15 protein-coding genes and 1 pseudogene are annotated in these 19,218 nt (G+C 44.5%); 10 read left to right on the top strand and 6 right to left on the bottom strand.

Annotation, left to right across the window (positions count from 1 at the left end; genetic code table 11):
- Positions 1-252 precede the first annotated feature (252 nt).
- The 3 genes from EXU30_RS02390 to EXU30_RS02380 all read left to right on the top strand — a co-directional run bounded on the left by EXU30_RS02390 (position 253) and on the right by EXU30_RS02380 (position 5,051).
- Positions 253-1,845 carry an ABC-F family ATPase gene (locus tag EXU30_RS02390; RefSeq protein WP_130597643.1) on the top strand — a complete coding sequence of 531 codons (1,593 nt, stop codon included), beginning with the start codon at positions 253-255 and terminating at the stop codon, positions 1,843-1,845.
- 320 nt (positions 1,846-2,165) lie between these two features.
- On the top strand, positions 2,166-4,166 hold the full coding sequence (locus EXU30_RS02385; protein ID WP_130597642.1) for a methyl-accepting chemotaxis protein: 2,001 nt from the start codon (positions 2,166-2,168) through the stop codon (positions 4,164-4,166).
- A 63-nt stretch (positions 4,167-4,229) separates the two neighbouring features.
- On the top strand, positions 4,230-5,051 hold the full coding sequence (locus EXU30_RS02380) for a class I SAM-dependent methyltransferase (protein WP_130597641.1): 822 nt from the start codon (positions 4,230-4,232) through the stop codon (positions 5,049-5,051).
- A gap of 9 nt (positions 5,052-5,060) precedes the next feature.
- On the opposite strand, the gene EXU30_RS02375 is transcribed toward EXU30_RS02380, so the two are convergent.
- Together EXU30_RS02375 and EXU30_RS02370 are read right to left on the bottom strand one after the other, a co-directional pair.
- Positions 5,061-5,609, bottom strand: coding sequence for a DUF1415 domain-containing protein (locus tag EXU30_RS02375; RefSeq protein ID WP_130597640.1), 549 nt, complete (start codon positions 5,607-5,609; stop codon positions 5,061-5,063).
- Positions 5,610-5,647: 38 nt separating this feature from the next.
- Positions 5,648-6,247 (bottom strand): LysE family translocator, encoded by a 600-nt coding sequence (locus EXU30_RS02370; RefSeq protein ID WP_130597639.1) that lies wholly within the window; start codon positions 6,245-6,247, stop codon positions 5,648-5,650.
- A gap of 248 nt (positions 6,248-6,495) precedes the next feature.
- Here EXU30_RS02370 and EXU30_RS02365 point away from each other — a divergent pair, with 248 nt between their 5' ends.
- The gene (locus EXU30_RS02365; RefSeq protein WP_130597638.1) at positions 6,496-7,113 is read left to right on the top strand and encodes a DUF4136 domain-containing protein; all 618 of its coding nucleotides are present in this window, start codon (positions 6,496-6,498) and stop codon (positions 7,111-7,113) included.
- 90 nt (positions 7,114-7,203) lie between these two features.
- On the opposite strand, the gene EXU30_RS02360 is transcribed toward EXU30_RS02365, so the two are convergent.
- Together EXU30_RS02360 and EXU30_RS02355 are read right to left on the bottom strand one after the other, a co-directional pair.
- On the bottom strand, positions 7,204-8,022 hold the full coding sequence (locus EXU30_RS02360) for a DUF2797 domain-containing protein (protein WP_130597637.1): 819 nt from the start codon (positions 8,020-8,022) through the stop codon (positions 7,204-7,206).
- 209 nt (positions 8,023-8,231) lie between these two features.
- Positions 8,232-8,729 (bottom strand): glycine cleavage system transcriptional repressor, encoded by a 498-nt coding sequence (locus tag EXU30_RS02355; protein WP_130597636.1) that lies wholly within the window; start codon positions 8,727-8,729, stop codon positions 8,232-8,234.
- Between the two features lie 210 nt (positions 8,730-8,939).
- On the opposite strand from EXU30_RS02355, the gene EXU30_RS02350 reads away from it, so the two are divergent.
- From EXU30_RS02350 to EXU30_RS02325, 6 genes and pseudogenes are all read left to right on the top strand, one after another.
- Positions 8,940-11,195 (top strand): ABC transporter permease subunit, encoded by a 2,256-nt coding sequence (locus tag EXU30_RS02350; RefSeq protein ID WP_130597635.1) that lies wholly within the window; start codon positions 8,940-8,942, stop codon positions 11,193-11,195.
- A gap of 58 nt (positions 11,196-11,253) precedes the next feature.
- Positions 11,254-12,912: a phosphate ABC transporter permease PstA gene (gene pstA, locus EXU30_RS02345; protein WP_130597634.1), complete on the top strand. Its 1,659-nt coding sequence runs from the start codon at positions 11,254-11,256 to the stop codon at positions 12,910-12,912.
- Positions 12,913-12,938: 26 nt separating this feature from the next.
- Positions 12,939-13,757 (top strand): phosphate ABC transporter ATP-binding protein PstB, encoded by an 819-nt coding sequence (pstB, locus tag EXU30_RS02340; RefSeq protein WP_130597633.1) that lies wholly within the window; start codon positions 12,939-12,941, stop codon positions 13,755-13,757.
- A gap of 102 nt (positions 13,758-13,859) precedes the next feature.
- Positions 13,860-14,570 (top strand): phosphate signaling complex protein PhoU, encoded by a 711-nt coding sequence (gene phoU / locus EXU30_RS02335; protein WP_130597632.1) that lies wholly within the window; start codon positions 13,860-13,862, stop codon positions 14,568-14,570.
- A gap of 400 nt (positions 14,571-14,970) precedes the next feature.
- Positions 14,971-16,127: pseudogene (locus tag EXU30_RS02330) on the top strand (putative sulfate/molybdate transporter).
- Positions 16,128-16,284: 157 nt separating this feature from the next.
- The gene (locus EXU30_RS02325; protein ID WP_130597631.1) at positions 16,285-16,863 is read left to right on the top strand and encodes a DUF502 domain-containing protein; all 579 of its coding nucleotides are present in this window, start codon (positions 16,285-16,287) and stop codon (positions 16,861-16,863) included.
- 216 nt (positions 16,864-17,079) lie between these two features.
- Here EXU30_RS02325 and EXU30_RS02320 read toward each other — a convergent pair whose 3' ends face one another.
- Complete coding sequence (locus EXU30_RS02320; protein WP_130597630.1) at positions 17,080-17,850, bottom strand: DUF1826 domain-containing protein; 771 nt, start codon at positions 17,848-17,850, stop codon at positions 17,080-17,082.
- Positions 17,851-18,195: 345 nt separating this feature from the next.
- The gene (locus tag EXU30_RS02315) at positions 18,196-18,942 is read right to left on the bottom strand and encodes a glycine zipper domain-containing protein (protein WP_130597629.1); all 747 of its coding nucleotides are present in this window, start codon (positions 18,940-18,942) and stop codon (positions 18,196-18,198) included.
- Positions 18,943-19,218 lie beyond the last annotated feature (276 nt).

Here is a 19,218-nt window from a genome sequence, read left to right as displayed (position 1 = left end):
ACAAGGCAACGAGTTTGATGTGTGGTTATTCCACATGATAAGTCGTTAACGCAGTAGAAATGACAACAAGCGCTGCCTGAAAGGTTCGTTTAAAAGCACTTTACTCTTTGTTGCGAGCGAATTTGTTTAGGTGACTAGACGTCATCGCTCGCGTCGCGATTAAAGTGCTTTTAATTCGAACAAATTCTAATCCGCAAGGATCAACAGGCCCTAGTATTCGTTAATGCACTCAGTGCGCATAAAGGAACCTCTGTGATTTATAGTAACAACATCACCATGCAGTTCGGCTCAAAGCCGTTGTTTGAAAACATTTCGGTCAAATTTGGCGGTGGTAACCGCTACGGTCTGATCGGTGCAAACGGCTGTGGTAAATCAACCTTCATGAAGATTTTATCTGGTGAGCTTGAGCCTACTAGCGGTAACGTGTCTATTGATCCGGGTGAGCGCATTGGTAAGTTGAATCAGGATCAGTTTGCTTATGAGGAATACTCAGTTGTAGACACAGTGATCATGGGGCACAAAGAGCTGTGGGAAGTTAAGCAAGAGCGTGACCGCATTTATGCTTTGCCAGAAATGACCGAAGAAGAAGGTATCCGCGTGGCTGAGCTTGAAATGGAATATGCCGAAATGGACGGTTATTCTGCAGAAGCGCGCGCTGGCGATTTATTGATGGGCGTGGGTATTGGTGTTGACCAGCATTTTGGTCTGATGAGCGAAATCGCGCCAGGCTTCAAGCTACGTGTGCTGCTGGCTCAGGCACTATTCTCAGATCCAGACATTCTGCTACTTGACGAACCTACCAACAACTTGGACATCGACACCATTCGTTGGTTACAAGAAACGCTGAACACCCGAAACAGCACCATGATCATCATCTCGCATGACCGTTACTTCCTGAACTCAGTGTGTACTCACATGGCTGACATCGATTACGGTGAGCTGCGTGTTTACCCAGGTAATTACGATGAATACATGATGGCTGCGCAGCAAGCGCGTGAGCGTCTATTGTCTGATAATGCTAAGAAGAAAGCACAAATTGCTGAACTACAAACGTTCGTATCGCGCTTCTCTGCGAACGCTTCTAAAGCAAAGCAGGCAACTTCACGTGCGAAGCAAATCGATAAGATTAAGCTTGAAGAAGTGAAAGCCTCTAGCCGCGTGAATCCGTTCATTCGTTTCGAGCAAGAGAAAAAACTATTCCGTAATGCGCTAGTAGTTGAAAACCTAGCTAAAGGCTTCGATGAAACGCTATTTAAGAATTTAGACATCATCACCGAAGTGGGCGAGCGCGTTGCTATTTTGGGTGAAAACGGTGTGGGTAAAACCACATTACTGCGTACTTTAGTACACGATATTCCGCAAGATGAAGGCACGATCCAATGGTCTGAAAACCACAATATTGGTTACTATGCTCAGGATCATGAAGCTGACTTTGCCAACGACATGAACCTGTTTGACTGGATGAGTCAGTGGCGCAAACCTGAAGATGATGACCAAGCTGTGCGCGGCATTTTAGGTCGTATGCTATTTAGCGCAGACGACATTAAAAAGTCAGTTACTGTGCTATCTGGTGGTGAAAAAGGTCGTATGTACTTTGGTAAGCTAATCATGCAAAAGCCAAACATCTTGCTACTTGACGAACCAACCAACCACATGGACATGGAATCAATCGAGTCGTTAAACAATGCCCTTGAGCTATACGAAGGCACGCTATTCTTCGTATCCCATGACCGAGCGTTCGTATCGTCACTTGCCACGCGTATTATTGAAATCACTCCGCAAGGTGTGACTGACTTTAAAGGCACTTATGATGAGTTTCTGGCAAGTAAAGGTATCGAAGGCTAGCTCATCACTTAGAGTACCAATTAGCCCGTAATTAATCACAGCGATTAAGCTTTTACCAAAACGCCCCTGGTTGCTCCAAGGGCGTTTTTTATTATCTGAGCCAACAGATTGATACCGCTTGATAAAAATATGATGTATTTATTACTTTAGCTCTTTGCTAGGTTGCCGTTACATTTACATGTACGTGTAACATTTTTCCATTTTTTGTGCTCGCCAATGGGCAAATCAGATAGAATTCAGGTGATGGGAGATATGCCCATCGACAGATAGTCTACGCTTAATAAAGGTCAGTTAACGTTTTACCACTAAAGGAGTAATAAATGGGATTGCAATGGATTGGCAATATCAAAATGTCCAATAAGCTTGCCTTGATGATCTTACCACCGCTACTGGCTTTCGTTTTTTATGGTGGCACCTTCGTTGTTAATAAATACCAAAGTCAAAGCCAATTAAGTACAGTACTTGAGCTTAGTGAGTTAGCCGTGGTTAATGGTGCACTGGTGCATGAACTGCAAAAAGAGCGTGGTATGAGCGCAGGCTTTATTGGCTCAAAAGGTCAGTCTTTTGCTGCGAGTTTACCTAAGCAGCGACAATTAACAGATGAGCAAGTCCGCCGTTATCAACAATTTATCGCCAGTCACGAACTGCCAAGTGAGTTTGGTAACAAGCTCAGTAATGTCGATGCCTCGCTAGGCCGCCTTGCTAGTGTGCGCCAACAGGTAGATAACCTGACTATTTCTCTAGCCGAAGAAGTGGCGTACTACACTGGAATGAATGGCGTGTTGCTGTCGTTGGTAGATGACGCCGCAAGTCAAAGCCAAATCAGTGAACTGAGCATTAAAATCAAGGCATTTGGTGCATTTCTACAGCTTAAAGAACGAGCGGGTATTGAGCGTGCTGTACTGAGTAGCACCTTCGGTAATGCAGGCTTTAAACCTGGTGCGTACAAAAAATTTGTTACCTTAGTGTCTGAGCAAAATACTTACGCTGAGCGTTTTAATGCTGCAGCAACCTCTACCACAGCCAATGAGTTTGCGATACGCATGTCGGGCGATGCTGAACAAGCTGTGCAGCGCTTTCGCGATATTGCTTTTAGTCAAGACGTGGCGCAAATTCAGTCGCAAAACCCAGAGCAATGGTTTGACACATCAACCCGCCGCATTGGTGTACTGACTGAGTTTGAAAAAGTGCTCGCAACTGATCTTATTGATATCACTAAATCTGAGTTATCCAGTGCCCAAACTCACATGTATATTGCCACCTTCAATTTGGTGCTGCTAACCGCATTTGTGTTGTTCATGTCGGTCAATATTTCCAACTATATTCACCGTAACTTAAAGCACATGCAAAAGCAGGTTACATCAGCTGGTGAGAATGCCGACATGGCGGTAAGGCTGGACATTCAAAGTCAGGATGAGTTTGGTCAGGTCGCTAAAGCCTTTAACGTTATGATGGATGATTTTGAAGGGATTGTGGCTCAGGTTAAATCAACGACCGGAGCGTTAGTTTCTGTGGTTGAACAAATTAATCAGTTCACCTATTCGCTTCGTCAAGACGTTGATGCAGGCTATAGCGAAGTCGAGCAAGTTGCTTCAGCCATGACTGAAATGACCGCAACCGTGAATGAGATTGCCCAACATGCTGAAAGCACCTCTGAAGCGTCAGCTAAAGCGAATAAGGAAGCACAAACAGGTAACTCGGATGTGAGCAAAACTAGTCAGGCAATTAGCCAATTAGCAAATGAGATCAACGAAGCTGGTGAGTCTATTCAGCAGCTAGATAACGATATTCAAGGTATCGTGGCGATATTGGATGTCATTAGCAGCATTGCTGAGCAAACCAACTTACTGGCGTTGAATGCTGCTATTGAGGCTGCTCGAGCTGGCGAGCAAGGTCGTGGCTTTGCAGTTGTAGCTGATGAAGTGCGCACTCTTGCGCAAAGGGCGCAAAACTCTACCGATGATATTAAGAATATGACCGAGCGTTTAAAATCGGGCGCCGCAATTGCTGTTAAGGCCATGGAGCGTGGTCGCACACAAGCTGAAGCAAGTGTGGCGGAGGCTGAGCATGCAGGCGAAGAGCTATCAATTATTGTATCTTTGGTGAGTGAAATCGACAGCATGAACGAGCAGGTCGCGGCTGCAACCCATGAGCAAACTGCTGTATCGGAAGAAGTGAACCGTAATGCCATGAAGATAAGCGAGCTGTATGTGAACACTCAAGAGATCGCCAGTAAGATTGCCGAATTGAATGCAGGGCTACTTGATGATGCTAGCGTGCTAAATGCGCAGGTGAGCAAGTTCCATGTGTCTGAAAGTTAGGGGTAAAGACGACAATGCACACTTTCATCGCCTTTGGCACGCAAACAAAACATTGATAAAGATATGAGCCACAATACACAAGCGACGCCACTACAAAGCCAGTATTTGCATGTGAACCAGCATTCATGGGATAGCAAGGTTGCGGTGCATCTCGACTCAAAGTTTTATGACGTAAATAGTTTTAAAGCAGGTAACACGAGCCTTAATCAAATTGAACTAGGTGCGCTTGGCAGTGTTGCAGGTAAAAAACTGCTGCACCTTCAATGTCACTTTGGTTTAGATACCTTATCTTGGGCAAGGCTTGGCGCAAAGGTGACAGGGCTTGATTTATCAAGTAAAGCCATCGAAGCGGCAACTACACTGGCGAGTGAGTGTGGAATAGATGCCGAGTTTATTTGCTCTGATGTATATGAAAGTGAGCAAACTGCCAAAGCCAATTTTGATCTGGTGTTCACCTCTTATGGCGTTTTGTGTTGGCTGCCAGATATTGACCGCTGGGCGCGCACAGTCGCAAGTCATTTAAAAGTGGGTGGCGAGCTGTTTATTGCCGAGTTTCACCCGATACACGACGTGTTTGATGGCTATCGTTATTTCCATGATGAACAAGCCGATATCGAAGTCAATCAAACCTACACCGAGAATAATCGAGATACCCAAACAACCGAGATAACTTGGTCGCACCCGGTTAGCGATGTGATTAATGCGCTTATCAAAGCTGGGATTCACATTGTTGAGTTCAATGAGTTTGATTACAGCCCATACAATTGTTTTGACAACTTAACGTCAAAGCGAAATGAGCTGCTTAATAAAGAAGTGTTCCAGTATTTGCATCAGGGTAACCCAGTGCCGCTGGTTTACAGCATAAAAGGCGTCAAAACCGCTTAAAGATAGGCCCTAGTCGCTTTTACATTTTTCCAGCAGCTTGACGAAAAACTCGCTGCCTTTGCGCTCTGCAAAGGTAATGTTGCGCTCTGGGATCGTTTCAGGCTCGTTATAATCTGCCAGAGCTTGCTCCATACTCGCTTCACGAATGATGTGAATAGTTGGGTAAGGTGAGCGGTTGGTATAGTTGCTAGCACTATCAAACGGCTCCCCGTCAAAACAATAATCAGGGTGAAAACTGGCTAGCTGATATACGCCTTCATAACCTTGCTCGTACAGTAGGTCAGTGGCTAAATCGACTAAATCCAAGTACTGATAAAAACCTTCAAAACCTCTAGGTAAAATCACTAGCGTGGTTTCAACTTGTGGGTTGTCATCTAAAAACAAACATTCCTGAATGAAGTCTTGCAGTACAAGCTTAAGCTGAGTCTGTTCTATTGCATGGTAGCGAATGGTTTTGCGCTCAACCTCGCGCCTGGCAAAGGGGCAAATGTTGTACTTCATGATGACTGATTTGACCCAGTTTTCAGTTTCAACAACACAAGGCAGTGGGGCAGACATATACAACTCTCTACAAATTTGCAGCAATAAGCTTTGGGTTAATTGGCGGGTAACACCATAGGGATAATCGAGGCAACTAACAAGAGCGCCATGGAAATATTAAATATCCGCTGGTGGCGAGGCTCGGTTAACAAACGCTTGAGTGCAACCCCAAAGCCAAGCCAAACAACAGCGCAAGGCAGGGCAACGCTAAAAAACACACTGGCGATAAGCACCACTTGCGGTTGCAGAGCTTGTTCGATATTGGTAAAGGTTGCTATAGCGCCGACCGCCATAATCCAACCTTTAGGGTTTACCCACTGAAACGCCGCTGCTTGAACAAAACTAAAGGGTTTGGCTGTTTGCTTGCCTTCCATTTTGCTACTGCTGTTGGCGATAAGCCATGCAAGGTAGAGCAAGTAAGCAATACCGACAACTTTAATGATTGAGTGAATGATAGGGTAGCTAGCAAATACTGCGCTTAAGCCTAAACCCACTGCTAATACCATAGCTGGAAAACCAAGGCAGATCCCTAGCATATGCGGCATGCTGCGCTTAATGCCAAAATTGAGCCCTGAGGTCATTAGCATAATGTTATTGGGACCTGGTGTAATACCTGAAGAAAATGCAAACAGCGCAATGGCTGCGATCAGTTCCATTGATAGAGTCTCACCCGTTTATTATAAGTTTGTTGATAGCGAGTCATTGTAAACGTCATTGGTTTGATAAAACAGAGTGGCATGGCTAAGGTGAGTGAGTTTCACTAAAACGGAGCTGAGTTAAATCGTACGCTAACTTTATAATCATATTAATGTTTATCAATTTGCTATTGGTTCAGCTTCAGCGTACTTTGTAAAAAGTATCTATTTGTTTCTATACCTAACGAGTGTGAAGGGAGTGTTGGTCGATGCAAAACCGCTTTGATAAATGTGTGGCTAAAGCTAAGACAACAGCAATAACGATAGCCTTGGCGTTAACATTAGGGGCTTGTACTAGCCAGCCGGAAATTGTTGATAATTCTCCAACAAGCCGTGTAACAGTTGTTGTTTCTGGTGATCAGGATTTTATTCAGCAGCACGGTCAAAACCTTGCTTGGCATCCAGATGTAAACAGAATCCATACCCATAACCCGCAAGAAGTGGGCGAATTACAAAGACATATGCGTCGCTCTTTTAAGGCGGAGTTAGAGGAAAAAGGGTATCGTTTTGCAGCTGGCGAGGGGCAAGTCAGCAATCCAGCGAGTTTGTATGTTGGCTTTGCTATCGCACTTGAATCTGAAATGTCTGACGCTGAAATTCTAAAACGTGCTGGATTAGTCGCAGGATTAAATACTCAGGGAATCGATAAGAAGTTTGAAAAAGGCTCAGTGTTTGTGGCATTTTTTCACCCACAAACCAATGAAGTTGTTTGGCGAGTTCTTGCCCAAGGCTTTACCCAGCCAGGAACTGAGATTGAAAAGCGAGAGCAGCGTTTCGATGAACTAGCACGAATGATGCTCAACTCACTGCCAAAGAGTGAAGTTTAGCTTGAGTTTGGGATAAGCAAGTATTCAATCAAAAAAGACGCCAATAGGCGTCTTTTTTAATTTATTCATGCGATAAAGCGCTTCGCAAAATCACGGATTAACTTCAACCTCGTATGAGCCGAACTTACGGATGTTAATTACGCCAGTATCAAAGATAAGGTACTGACCTTTAATACCTTTTAATATCCCCGTAACTTCTGGTACTTTATCAAAATTGTGAGATTTCACCTTGGTTGGGAACTCGCTGATAGGGTAAGCAATGGCTTGAATGTTCTCATCTAAACGTTCAATTTGCATATCGCCATGTTCCGCGGCTAGTGCTTGCAGTTTATCTTCAATTAACGGAATTAACTCCGTAGCTTTTGCGACCAAATCAACATCATCATTATGGCCTTTAAGCATGGCTTGCCAGTGGGTTTTATCATTGATGAACTTGGCGAGTTCAATCTCGATAAGACCAGATAATTTACGGGTTGAGACCTTAAAAATCGGTAGACCTTGTGTTGCGCCTTGGTCAATCCAGCGGGTTGGGATTTGGCTATGGCGGGTAATACCGACTTTGATGCCTGAGGTGTTTGACAGATACACATAGTGTGGCACAAAACAGTGGTCTTGCGCCCACTCAGGCTCGCGGCAGGTACCTTGATCATAATGGCAAGTTTCAGGCTTCATTATGCACATATCGCAGCTGGCGAGTTTTTGCATGCATACATAACAGTGGCCCTGGGAGTAACTTTTCTTGGTTTTCTTGCCGCAGCTACAACAATAAATATTGCCCGTGTGTTTTAAGGTAAGGCTTTTGCCAATATACGGGTTAAGTGCAAGTAGCTCATCACCAACAGGCAGTTGATATTGCACTTCATTTTGCTCATCTAAGCTGGTTTTTAGTTTGGATAGTGTGCCTAACATTTTGCGTTCCAGTTTTTATATTTTGCCAGAATGATAGCACTGATAGACAAGGAACAGCATTAGTAATTCAGATAGAGGTAATCTGCTAATAAACTTGATTGTTCGTATTTTAATCGCCGGAGGCGATTGAGAGCGTAAAAACGAAAAATCGACTGCAAGGGCAGTCGATTCTATAAATAGCAAAATGTGCGCAATGAGAGTAAAGCGCCTTAACTCAATTTATCCAGCAGCACATCATCACCTAGAGTATATAAGGCCTGCTCGATTTGTTCTTCATCAAGCGCTTTGGCGCTACTAATACCAAAGCTTGCCTTAAATAGGGGAATACCTGTGTGACTTGCCGACTCAAATTGACTGCTGAACTTTTCGATATTAATCCCTATGCTATTGAGCTGATTAGAGATTTGCAGCACGATGCCCGGGCGGTCATTAGCCACAAGTTGATAGCGTAAAGTGTGATCTGGCTCGCTTACTTTCTGTGCTTTTGCGTGGGTAAACGACAAACCTTCTATACATTCTAGGCCTTCAATGAGGTCGTCAATATGCTCCGCTGGCACTTCGATTTGTAATATTGCTGCAAAGAAGCCTTCAATGTGACGCATTTCTGAGTCTAGCCAGTTGCCGTTATGGCGACTAATTAAATTGGCAATCTGTTCAACTAATCCTTTTCTATCAGGGGCTTGCAGTGTGATTAGGTATCGCATCATATTCTATTCATCCTTTGCCAATATTTCATTGTTTGTAACAATACTGTCATCTTTGCGTCATATAATTCTCGCCACTTAAAATCGTGTCTACCGATAACGCGATAACTCATTGTCATAAATAGTTATTGGTAACACAGTAAAGTTAAGTTTCAAAGCGCTTAGTTCACACGAATAGCGACAGTGCAAACGAATATTAATTAGAGGTTCTTAATGGAAAGTCAGGTAACACAGCCTGGTTCGGCGAAAAACAATCTATTGATAGATGGTTATTCAAGTCGCAGAGCAATTAAGGATAAAGCAGCACAAATTGGAGTAACAATCGGCGGCACAATGGTATTTGTGGCGCTTTTATTGATCTTCTTCTACCTGCTTTATGTGATTAAGCCCATCTTCGATGGCGCCAGTGTTACACCCGTAACTCAGATTGAATTGAGCAAGGATGAGTCTACAGCGTTAATGGTTGGTAGCGATGAGCAAAATGAAGTGCTTTATCGTGTTTCAACTAGCGGTGTTGTTAATTTTTACTCAGCTACTACCAAACAGCTAATTAGCTCACACGAGCCAGAGTTAGCGCCAGGTGTAACTGTAACCAGCAGCGCAGCTTCTGAGCCAGCTGAACAACGTTTTGCACTGGGTTTAAGCAACGGTGAAGTGCAAGTCATAGGGATTGAGTTTGGCGTAACCTACCCGGACAACCAACGTGTTATCACTCCTAAGATACGTCAGCTACTAGGCAGCGAGCCATTTGTGGTTAACCCTGATGGTGGTATCCACAATCTGATTTTCGATTACAGCGACGACATGATGAGCTTTGCTTATCAAGATGATTCAGGCCAATGGCGTTTGAACCGTCAAGAAGGCGAAGAGAACATGATGACTGAAGAAGTCGAGTGGGTTGCCGTTGAAGCTGTAATTGCTGATGCGCCTGAATCAGTTAGTCAGGTAACCATGACGCCAGATCATCGTCAGCTAATGATGTCGACCAATAATAAAATCTTTATTTACGACATTCGTTACGCCGATGAAATCGAACTTCTGCAAGTATTGGACGTGAAAGAAGGCAACGCCAAGGTGAGCGGCCTTGATTTACTGCCTGGTGCAAGCTCAATCCTCGTGAGTTATGACAGTGGCTACATCAGTCAATACTTCCAGGTAAATAGTGAAAAAGGTCGTCTTTACCAAAAAATCCGCGACTTTGAAGGTGTTAAGCCAGTTAGCGTGATGACGACTGAGTTTTACCGTAAGAGCTTTGCTGTGCTAAGTGATGAAGGCGACTTAACCCTGCTTTACACCACCAGTGAGCGTAATTTACTTGAAGAGCGCTTTAACATTGCCGGTGCTAAAGCAATGGGCTTTAGCCCTCGCTCAAATGGTTTAGTGGTTGATGCTGGTAACAAGCTGCATTTATTTGCGGTGGATAACACCCACCCTGAAGTATCTTGGAGCGCATTGTGGCAAAAAGTGTGGTACGAAGGTTACCCAGAGCCGCAATATGTATGGCAGTCAACTTCTGGCTCTGACGACTTTGAAGCTAAACTCAGCTTAATGCCACTGGCGTTCGGTACCATGAAGGCAGCGATGTACGCCATGCTATTTGCTGTGCCACTAGCCATTGCTGGTGCAATTTACACGGCTTACTTTATGAGCCCAGCAGTACGTAATGTAGTTAAACCAACGATTGAAATCATGGAAGCACTGCCAACGGTAATTCTAGGTTTCTTAGCAGGTCTTTGGTTAGCACCGTTAATTGAAGATCACCTACCGGGTATTGCTATCTTGCTGGTGATGCTGCCGTTCTCAATTCTACTTACGGCATTTGCCTGGTATAGCATGCCGGACTCTTGGAAGCAGCGTTTACCTGAAACGTATCAAGAGCTAATGCTAGTTCCTGTAATCGCATTCATCGGTTGGTTCTCATTTACCATTAGCCCAAGCGTTGAGCTATGGCTATTTGATGGTGATACCCGTCAGTTCATCACCAACGATTTAGGTATTACCTTTGACCAACGTAACGCGTTAGTTGTGGGTATTGCGATGGGCTTTGCGGTTATTCCAACGATTTTCTCGATTGCTGAAGATGCGATTTTCTCGGTACCACGCCATTTATCAAATGGTAGCTTGGCACTTGGCGCAACTAACTGGCAAACCCTAACACGTGTGGTACTGCTAACAGCAAGCCCAGGTATCTTCTCGGCAGTGATGATGGGACTTGGCCGCGCAGTAGGTGAAACCATGATTGTACTGATGGCAACCGGTAACACCGCCATCCTTGAGTGGAGTGTGTTTGAAGGTATGCGTACGTTGGCTGCAAACATTGCTGTTGAAATGCCTGAATCGGCTATTGGTAGCTCGCACTACCGCGTGCTGTTCCTCGCGGCATTCGTGCTGTTCGTATTTACTTTCTTCTTCAACACCATTGCTGAGGTTGTACGTCAGCGTCTACGTGACCGTTACAGCTCACTTTAGGATAAGAAAATGAGATTACACATTAACATTTCGCCATTGGTCTTGAGAGGTTTATACAATGGGTAAGTGGTTTAAATCAGGATCCCCATGGATTTGGATGACTGGTGGTGCGGTTAGTATCAGTTTGATTGCCGTCATTGGCTTATTACTGCTAATTGCATCACGTGGTTTAAGTTACTTCTGGCCGGCTGATGTATACCAGTGGGAATTAGAAGATAGCAATGGCGTAAAAAGCACCCTAATCGGTGAAGTTTATGACCGTGAGCAAGTACCAACTGAGCGCTTAATTGCAGCTGGTCACAAGTTTAACGAGCATCCGGGTGAGTTTGTTAACCGTTACCTAGTAAAAACAGGTAACCGTGAGTTTGTTGGCCTAGATTTCCGTTGGATTTTAGAAACAGACATCGTTAGCCGTGCTAAGCCTGAAGGCATCGCCAAGGTAGAGCGTACTAAAAACGGTAACTTTTACGGTTATCCAGTTGCGCTAATTGAAGATGGCAAACGTTTAGACCTTAACGAGTCGAATATTGAGCAGCCGCTGCATGATCACATCGAGCGCGCGGTTGATTTATCTGACCAGGCTCTAACGCTGCAAAAGAGTGACATTGGCTCAATTAACTATGACTTAGAGCGTCTGCGTCTTAAAGAGCGTAAGTTCGAACTAGACGGTAAGTTAACTGATGCTGCTAAAGCAGACTTTGCAGCACAAGCGAAAAAGCTTAACGATGATTATCTGGTACTAGAAAAGCAACTGTTTGATCTGCGCGACCAAGCTGCGCGTGACGCAGTGGTTATCCGCGACATGCGCGGTGAAGAAGTCACCATCAAGCTAGATTCTGTACTTGAAGTTAGCTACGTCAACCGTATGGGCTTTATAAGTAAAGTCGGTCACTGGTTTGTCGGCTTAGGCCGCTTTATTAACGATGACCCGCGTGAAGCAAACACTGAGGGCGGGGTATTCCCAGCTATCTTTGGTACCGTATTCATGGTGATGCTAATGGCGGTAATCGTTACCCCATTTGGTGTTATCGCGGCAATCTACCTACACGAATACGCTAAGAAAGGCCCAATCACTAAGATGATCCGTATCGCGGTAATTAACTTAGCGGGTGTACCATCAATCGTTTACGGTGTATTTGGTCTTGGTTTCTTCGTCTACATGCTTGGTGGCTCAATTGACCAATTGTTCTACCCAGAAGCACTGCCGGCGCCAACCTTTGGCTCACCGGGTGTGATTTGGTCTGCACTGACTCTAGCCATTTTGACATTGCCAGTTGTGATTGTATCAACCGAGGAAGGCCTAAGCCGTATTCCTAGTGCAGTGCGTCAAGGCAGCTTGGCACTAGGTGCTACAAAAGCTGAAACCCTATGGCGCATTGTTATCCCAATGGCGAGTCCTGCGATTATGACAGGTTTGATTCTGGCTGTAGCGCGTGCAGCAGGTGAGGTTGCGCCTCTCATGCTAGTGGGTGTAGTAAAGCTTGCACCAACTTTGCCAATTGATATGAACTTCCCGTTTGTTCACTTAGAGCGTAAGTTCATGCACCTTGGTTTCCATATTTATGACGTAGGCTTCCAAAGCCCGAACGTTGAAGCAGCAAGACCGCTAGTTTATGCGACATCATTCTTGCTTGTTTCGGTTATTGTTGCGCTGAACTTAACCGCAATTAGCGTGCGCAACCATTTACGTGAAAAATTCCGTTCGCTAGAACACTAATTAGCGATATCCTGAGGATAAATTAAATGATTTCGATAGATAGAACTGCAATGCAAACTGAAACAGTTGATCTGGCTAACCTGCCAGCACAGGATACCGCATTAGAGATCCGCAACCTTAACCTACGTTATGGTGAAAAACAGGCACTGTTTGACGTGTCGATGAAGATCCCTAAAAAGCAAGTAACTGCGTTCATTGGTCCATCTGGTTGTGGTAAATCAACGCTACTACGTTGTATCAACCGCATGAACGACCTAGTTGATAGCTGTAAGATTGATGGTGAAATCTTGCTTCACGGTCAAAACATTAACGACAAGAACATCAATGTGGCTAACCTACGTCGTAACGTAGGTATGGTGTTTCAGCGTCCAAACCCTTTCCCTAAATCAATTTATGAGAATGTGGTTTATGGTTTGCGCCTGCAAGGTGTGAACAACCGTCGTGAGTTAGATGAAGCAGCAGAGCGTTCACTGCGCGGCGCTGCAATTTGGGATGAAGTAAAAGACCGTCTACACGACAACGCATTTGGTTTGTCGGGTGGTCAGCAGCAACGTCTCGTGATTGCACGTGCCATTGCCATTGAGCCAGAAGTACTATTGCTCGATGAACCAACATCAGCACTTGACCCAATCTCGACGCTGACGATTGAAGAGCTAATCTCTGATCTTAAAGAGAAATACACGGTTGTTATCGTAACTCACAACATGCAACAGGCAGCGCGTGTATCGGATCAAACCGCGTTTATGTACATGGGTGAGTTGGTTGAATATGCTGACACCAACACCATCTTTACCACGCCTCAAAAGCGTAAAACTGAAGATTACATTACAGGTCGTTACGGTTAATTGCGTTAGATACTCACTCCATTGAAGACACTTCACTGGAGTTTAGAGCTGCAGGATATTAACCAGATTAACGATTGAGCACAGTTTTAAGGTACAAATTTTATGGAAAATTTAAATACAAATAAGCATATCTCTGGACAGTTCAATACTGAGCTTGAAGATATTCGTAACCGCGTGTTGGCCATGGGGGGCCTAGTTGAGCGTCAACTTGAACAAGCACTTGATGCATTAGCCGGTTTAGATGCTGAGCTTGCAAAAGCAGTTATCGAGGGCGACCACAAGGTTAACGGTATGGAAGTGGCAATTGACGAAGAATGTACTCGTATTATTGCTAAGCGTCAGCCAGCAGCAAGCGACTTACGTTTAATCATTACCATCTCTAAAACCATTACCGACTTAGAGCGTATTGGTGATGCGTGTGTGCGTATTGCAAAAGCGGCTGTTGAGAAACGCTCAAAAAGCCAAGAGCCACTGCTGGTTAGCATTGAAAGCATGGGCCGTCATGCAACACGTGGCCTTCATGCAACCCTAGATGCGCTGGCGCGTATGGACGCAGAAAAAGCACTAGAGCTGCATAAAGAAGATGCCAAGCTAGATAAAGAATACGAAGGTATTATCCGTCAGCTAATGACTTACATGATGGAAGACCCTCGCTCAATTCCCGGTGTACTTGACGTATTATGGGCAGCGCGCGCAGTTGAGCGTGTAGGTGACCGTTGTAAAAACATCTGTGAGTACATTATTTATTACGTCAAAGGTAAAGACGTTCGTCATACCTCATACGAAGAAATGGAGCGCGGTGTAGCCGAGTAGCTTGCCCGTTAACCTCGCTTTATTACCAAACTAATACAACTAAATAGCCTCAATTTTGAGGCTATTTTTGTTTATATCGATTGGGATTACTCGGTTTGTTTTCGACCGCATCTGCCTCATCGTTATAACTCTCGCTACTCTAAGCTTTAGTATCTTTCCTACCAGCTCATTTTTACCCTATGGGTTACTTTGTCCTAAATTTAGCGCTCACTAATGGTCAAACTGTCCCGCAGTCCCCAGGGTTGTTAATGAAAGTGGACAACTTTGACCAGGTAATCGCCTAATAACCATAAAAAATGTGAGGAAGATCTAGATTGCTAAATTGGCACTCAAATTGCCTCTACCACTAAAGAGTGATAACTAAGTTTGGTCAAAATTTGTGGTAAACGAGCGTACATCGGTGGCTAAGAGTGCTTCTACTCGGCAACCAAGCCCATTTCAATCATTTAATAAGCTGTCTGGCGAGCTAGGCGGGGCTTTTGCTGATCTTGGGACTTTTTTACCACTGATATTAGGCTTGATCGCGCTTAACGAGTTTTCTGCTCAAGGCATCTTTTTCGGCTTCGGTTGCTTTGCTCTTTTTAGTGCGTTTTTTTACAAAAGACCGGTACCAACGCAGCCAATGAAGGTGATTTCTGCACTTGTGATTGCTGAAGGTTTTTCTCCAGGCATGTTACAAGCTAGCGCCATGATCATGGGTATCGCCTTGTTAGTGTTGGCGTATAGCGGCGTAATTGAGTGGCTAGCAAAACAAATATCGCCAGCGATCAGTATTGGTATTCAACTGGCTATAGGGCTGCAGCTGATTTGGATTGGCGGCGCGATGATCAGCGAAATGTGGCTAATCGGTGTATCAGCCTTGTGTTTGTTGCTTGCTAGCCGTTTTACGCCGCTGCCATTTTTAATGATGCCTATGGTGATTTTGCTGGGGATCATCTGGCAAATGAACTCGCAAATGCTACCTAATTTTCAATTTGCTGCAGAGCAAAGCTGGCAGTTAAGCTGGCCAGAACAATCTGATTGGAGCAGGGCGGCGCTGCTGCTTGCATTGCCACAATTAGCACTTACCTTAACCAACGCGGTAATTGCGATTTCAGCGTTATCAAAAGCTAAATTCCCTGAAGACAACCCTGACAAACTCAGCGCTAAACGCTTTGCATTAAGTTCTGGCTGGGCAAACTTGTTGCTGGCACCATTTGGCGCTGTAGCCATGTGTCATGGGGCAGGTGGCTTGGCGGTGCAACATCACTTTGGCGCGCGCACCTATCTTGCGCCCGCTATTTTCGGTGTAACCTGTTTAGCGATAGCCGCATTTTGGGGGAAACCATTGCCACTGCACTATCGCTTATTCCTATGGCAGTGCTAGGTGCATTACTTGCTGTCGCAGGCGTTCAGCTTGCCTGGTCGCGTCGCTTTATCGATGGTAAGCCTTATTGTATTGCCGTTATCTTCACCACAGCCATGGCGTGTTTGCTGTTTAATACCGCAGTTGGGCTGATGGTGGGTTTAGTGATGGAGCGTTTTCGTCGCCACTGGTATCTGGTTAAGTTTCTTTAACGCTTTTATTGCTAACGCTTTTATTGCCAACCATCTTCCTTTATCAAGTTTATCAACTTAAGCTATTTTGAATTAACATCTATGATGCTTGTGCTAGTAACAAGTGCGTAGCCGCTGTGCTTTGCACTCTACCAACTGTTCCCCAACAAGGATAACTATGAAAAAGACACTAACCCGCGGCCTGATGAATTTACTGCCTATGGTGTTGTCGATTTGGCTGTTTTGGTCGTTGTTTATCTCACTTGATGAGCTTGGGCGTTTTTTACTTGAAAGTCTGAGTGTCACGCCACCGTTTGTTGGCGCAGGTTTTACGCTTGTCGCCTTGATTGTGTTTATCGCTGGCTTACTTTTTTCGGTTAGTCCCATTGTTTGGCTATATGGGTGGATAGAACGTCAGTTAATGAAGTTTCCGCTGTTCAAATCTGTTTATGGCAGTATTCGCGACATTGCCGCATTGATGAATAAGGATAATAAGCCTAAAAATCAGCAAACTGTGCTGGTTAAGCAAGCTAATGGCGGTTACGTAGTGGGCTTTATTATGGGTGATGAAACACCAAAACCATTAACTGATGCGCTGCCTGAAGGCGATTGGGTGCCAGTATTATTTCAGCTTAGTTATCAAATGGCTGGAGTGACTAGCTTGGTGCGTAAGCAAGACTTAATTGAGGTGGATTGGTCGTTTGAAGAGGCAATGCGCTTTAATCTTACTGCAGGTATTTCGACGACTAAGCCGTAGCCATTCCCCAGCCTTTTAAACAGGCATTTAATCCGGTATTTTTAGTGGTAAAAAAAGTGTTGAACAGCGCGTATTGATTGCACAAAACAATACGCGCACAGACAAAGTTTAACGGGAGCAACCGCATATCATTGCAGCTGTTTTAACGCGCTGTTTTTCTAGGCGAATACAAAAAACAAGCCCAAGAGCTAGGGTGCAAACCTTAACTTGTAAATGCTAGGCGCCAAAATCTAACGTTAGCAATAGCCTTGGTTCGCCAGCATTTACCGCTGGTGAGCGATGCACTAATCCCGCCCCTTCATTGTCTAACCACTCTTCACCTTTGATTAGCGCCACATCACCGCAACTAAGTTGATTAATACACTCAGCTGATTGATAAAGCCCTGATAATGCGTCACTTTGCCCGCCAGCGAGTCGACCTAACTTGTTGCGATTAACCTGATTGTGAGGCAACCATTCAGTGCAGCTGCCCGTATACGTGGTGACTAATCGACAAGGTACGCGATCAACATGAAACCTTGGGCACATGGCTTTATTGAGTACAGTTAGTCTAAGCCCAGTTTTTTCAAGCTCGAACAAGCAGCAAAACATCTCAACTAACTCAGCGATATTATCAACCAGAGCTTTGGGCGCTGAGCCTATTGTTAATGTATCGAGCTTATCAACTACATCATCTGGCGACACACTGACAGACTTTTCAAAATTAGGATTCGCAGCGACAAATTCTGCGACTGCTGTGTCGACATCCTGGCTAAGCGAGCGCTGCCACAGGGCAATGTTAGTATCTTCGCGGTAAATATCGGTTAGCACATTAGGAATATCTGCAATCGCAGCCTGACGAGTTTTGGCTTGAGGTTCAATTGCTGCGCTGTCTTTGGTTTCGCCCTTAGTTTCGCCATTGATTTCACCACAGGTTTCGTCATTGACGTTTGTGCTTGTGCCTAGATTTTGTTGATCAGCTTGTGGCTCTGTGATTGTGAGATCCATACAAGATTTTCCTTATGACTGACGCCTGACATTGTTAATCAAAGAATGTTAACCCAGAGATTGTTAACCCTGGCTTTGTTAACCCCAGCATTGTTAAGAGAGTGATTCTCGCTCTGACTTGTGAACGGGTGTTGCTACGATATAACGTATCTTTAAATTGTAAATTAGTCGTCAATTAAATCAACTCTGTGCGGTGTTCACAGTTTGAAGGGTGGGTGAGTTTTAAGCAGGTTGCTAGAAAATATAAACGTGGAAGGTTTGCTGTAAGGCTAAAGATAGTAAAGCGCCCACCAATGCAAAAGCATGAGTGGGCGCTAATACCTTTTTTAAACAGAAGGTTATCGGCTAGCTGCGGGTTAGCTGGTACTGCTCAACAACGGTATCGTTATTAACATAGCTGGTAATGGCGATTTTGTTTGGATTGCTCAAATCCATAATCAGTTTAAATGCAGTTCGCTCATCGCTTTGATCACTAGCGACTTTTTCAAAGGTTAGCGTTTTGGTTTCGTTGTCCCACTTACCGCCGCTAAGTCTTTGTTGGTTGTCATCAACATTAACGAGAATGTCAGCACCATTTTGCGCTGAATTACCAATCAATATGTTGCCAGATAACGAGTCCGCGCCTAGAGATAGCTGTTTAAAGCGCAGCTCAATGCTATCTGCAACACTTATATTGCCGCTTAGCTCACCATCAAGAGCCAGTGTATTGCTAGCTTCGTCTTGTACCCAACCAGACAATTGCCATTGACCTACAAGGCGCATTAACGCGCGATTCGCGTGCTCTGCATCAGTATTTTGGGTAGTTGTGTCTTTTTGGCTATTAATCGCGGCGACGACTTTGTCGGTGCGGTTGTCTTCTTCATCTTGCTTCCAACCTTCATGACCACCCGAAATAGCACCAACGCCAGCACCAACAGCTAGGCCTGCACCAGGCTCACCGCGCGCCGCACCAATTAGTAAACCTAAACCTGCACCAATTAGTGCGCCAGTTTGCGCACCTTGTGTTTGTTTAGATGTTTGTCCTTCAGTGCTTGCGCAGCCTGATAAACCGATAACGGTTGCCAAAATAATTGATATTGATGTCTTTTTCATGTCGCCCTCTCAATGCGTGATATATATCTGAGGGCTATTATCTATATGCTTTAAGATAAAATTAAGTTAGGTAGTATTAGCTTTGTATATACATGGAGTGACAAAGGTTGAGCTTAGGTGGTACTTATACAGATAAGTGTTAATGAGGCAGCGTATTAAAAGTTAATCTTGATGTATCGAATTTGATTTAGTTAGCAATAGTACGCCTCGAAAAGTGAGTTTCAGGTAAGAGGAGTAACTAAGCTCTCAGTACAGCATTAATTTTATTAAAATTGT

The organism is Shewanella maritima, from assembly GCF_004295345.1.
Taxonomy (GTDB): domain Bacteria; phylum Pseudomonadota; class Gammaproteobacteria; order Enterobacterales; family Shewanellaceae; genus Shewanella; species Shewanella maritima.
The sequence above is the reverse complement of the archived record's forward strand: the minus strand, read 5'-3'. Positions and strand labels throughout refer to the sequence as shown.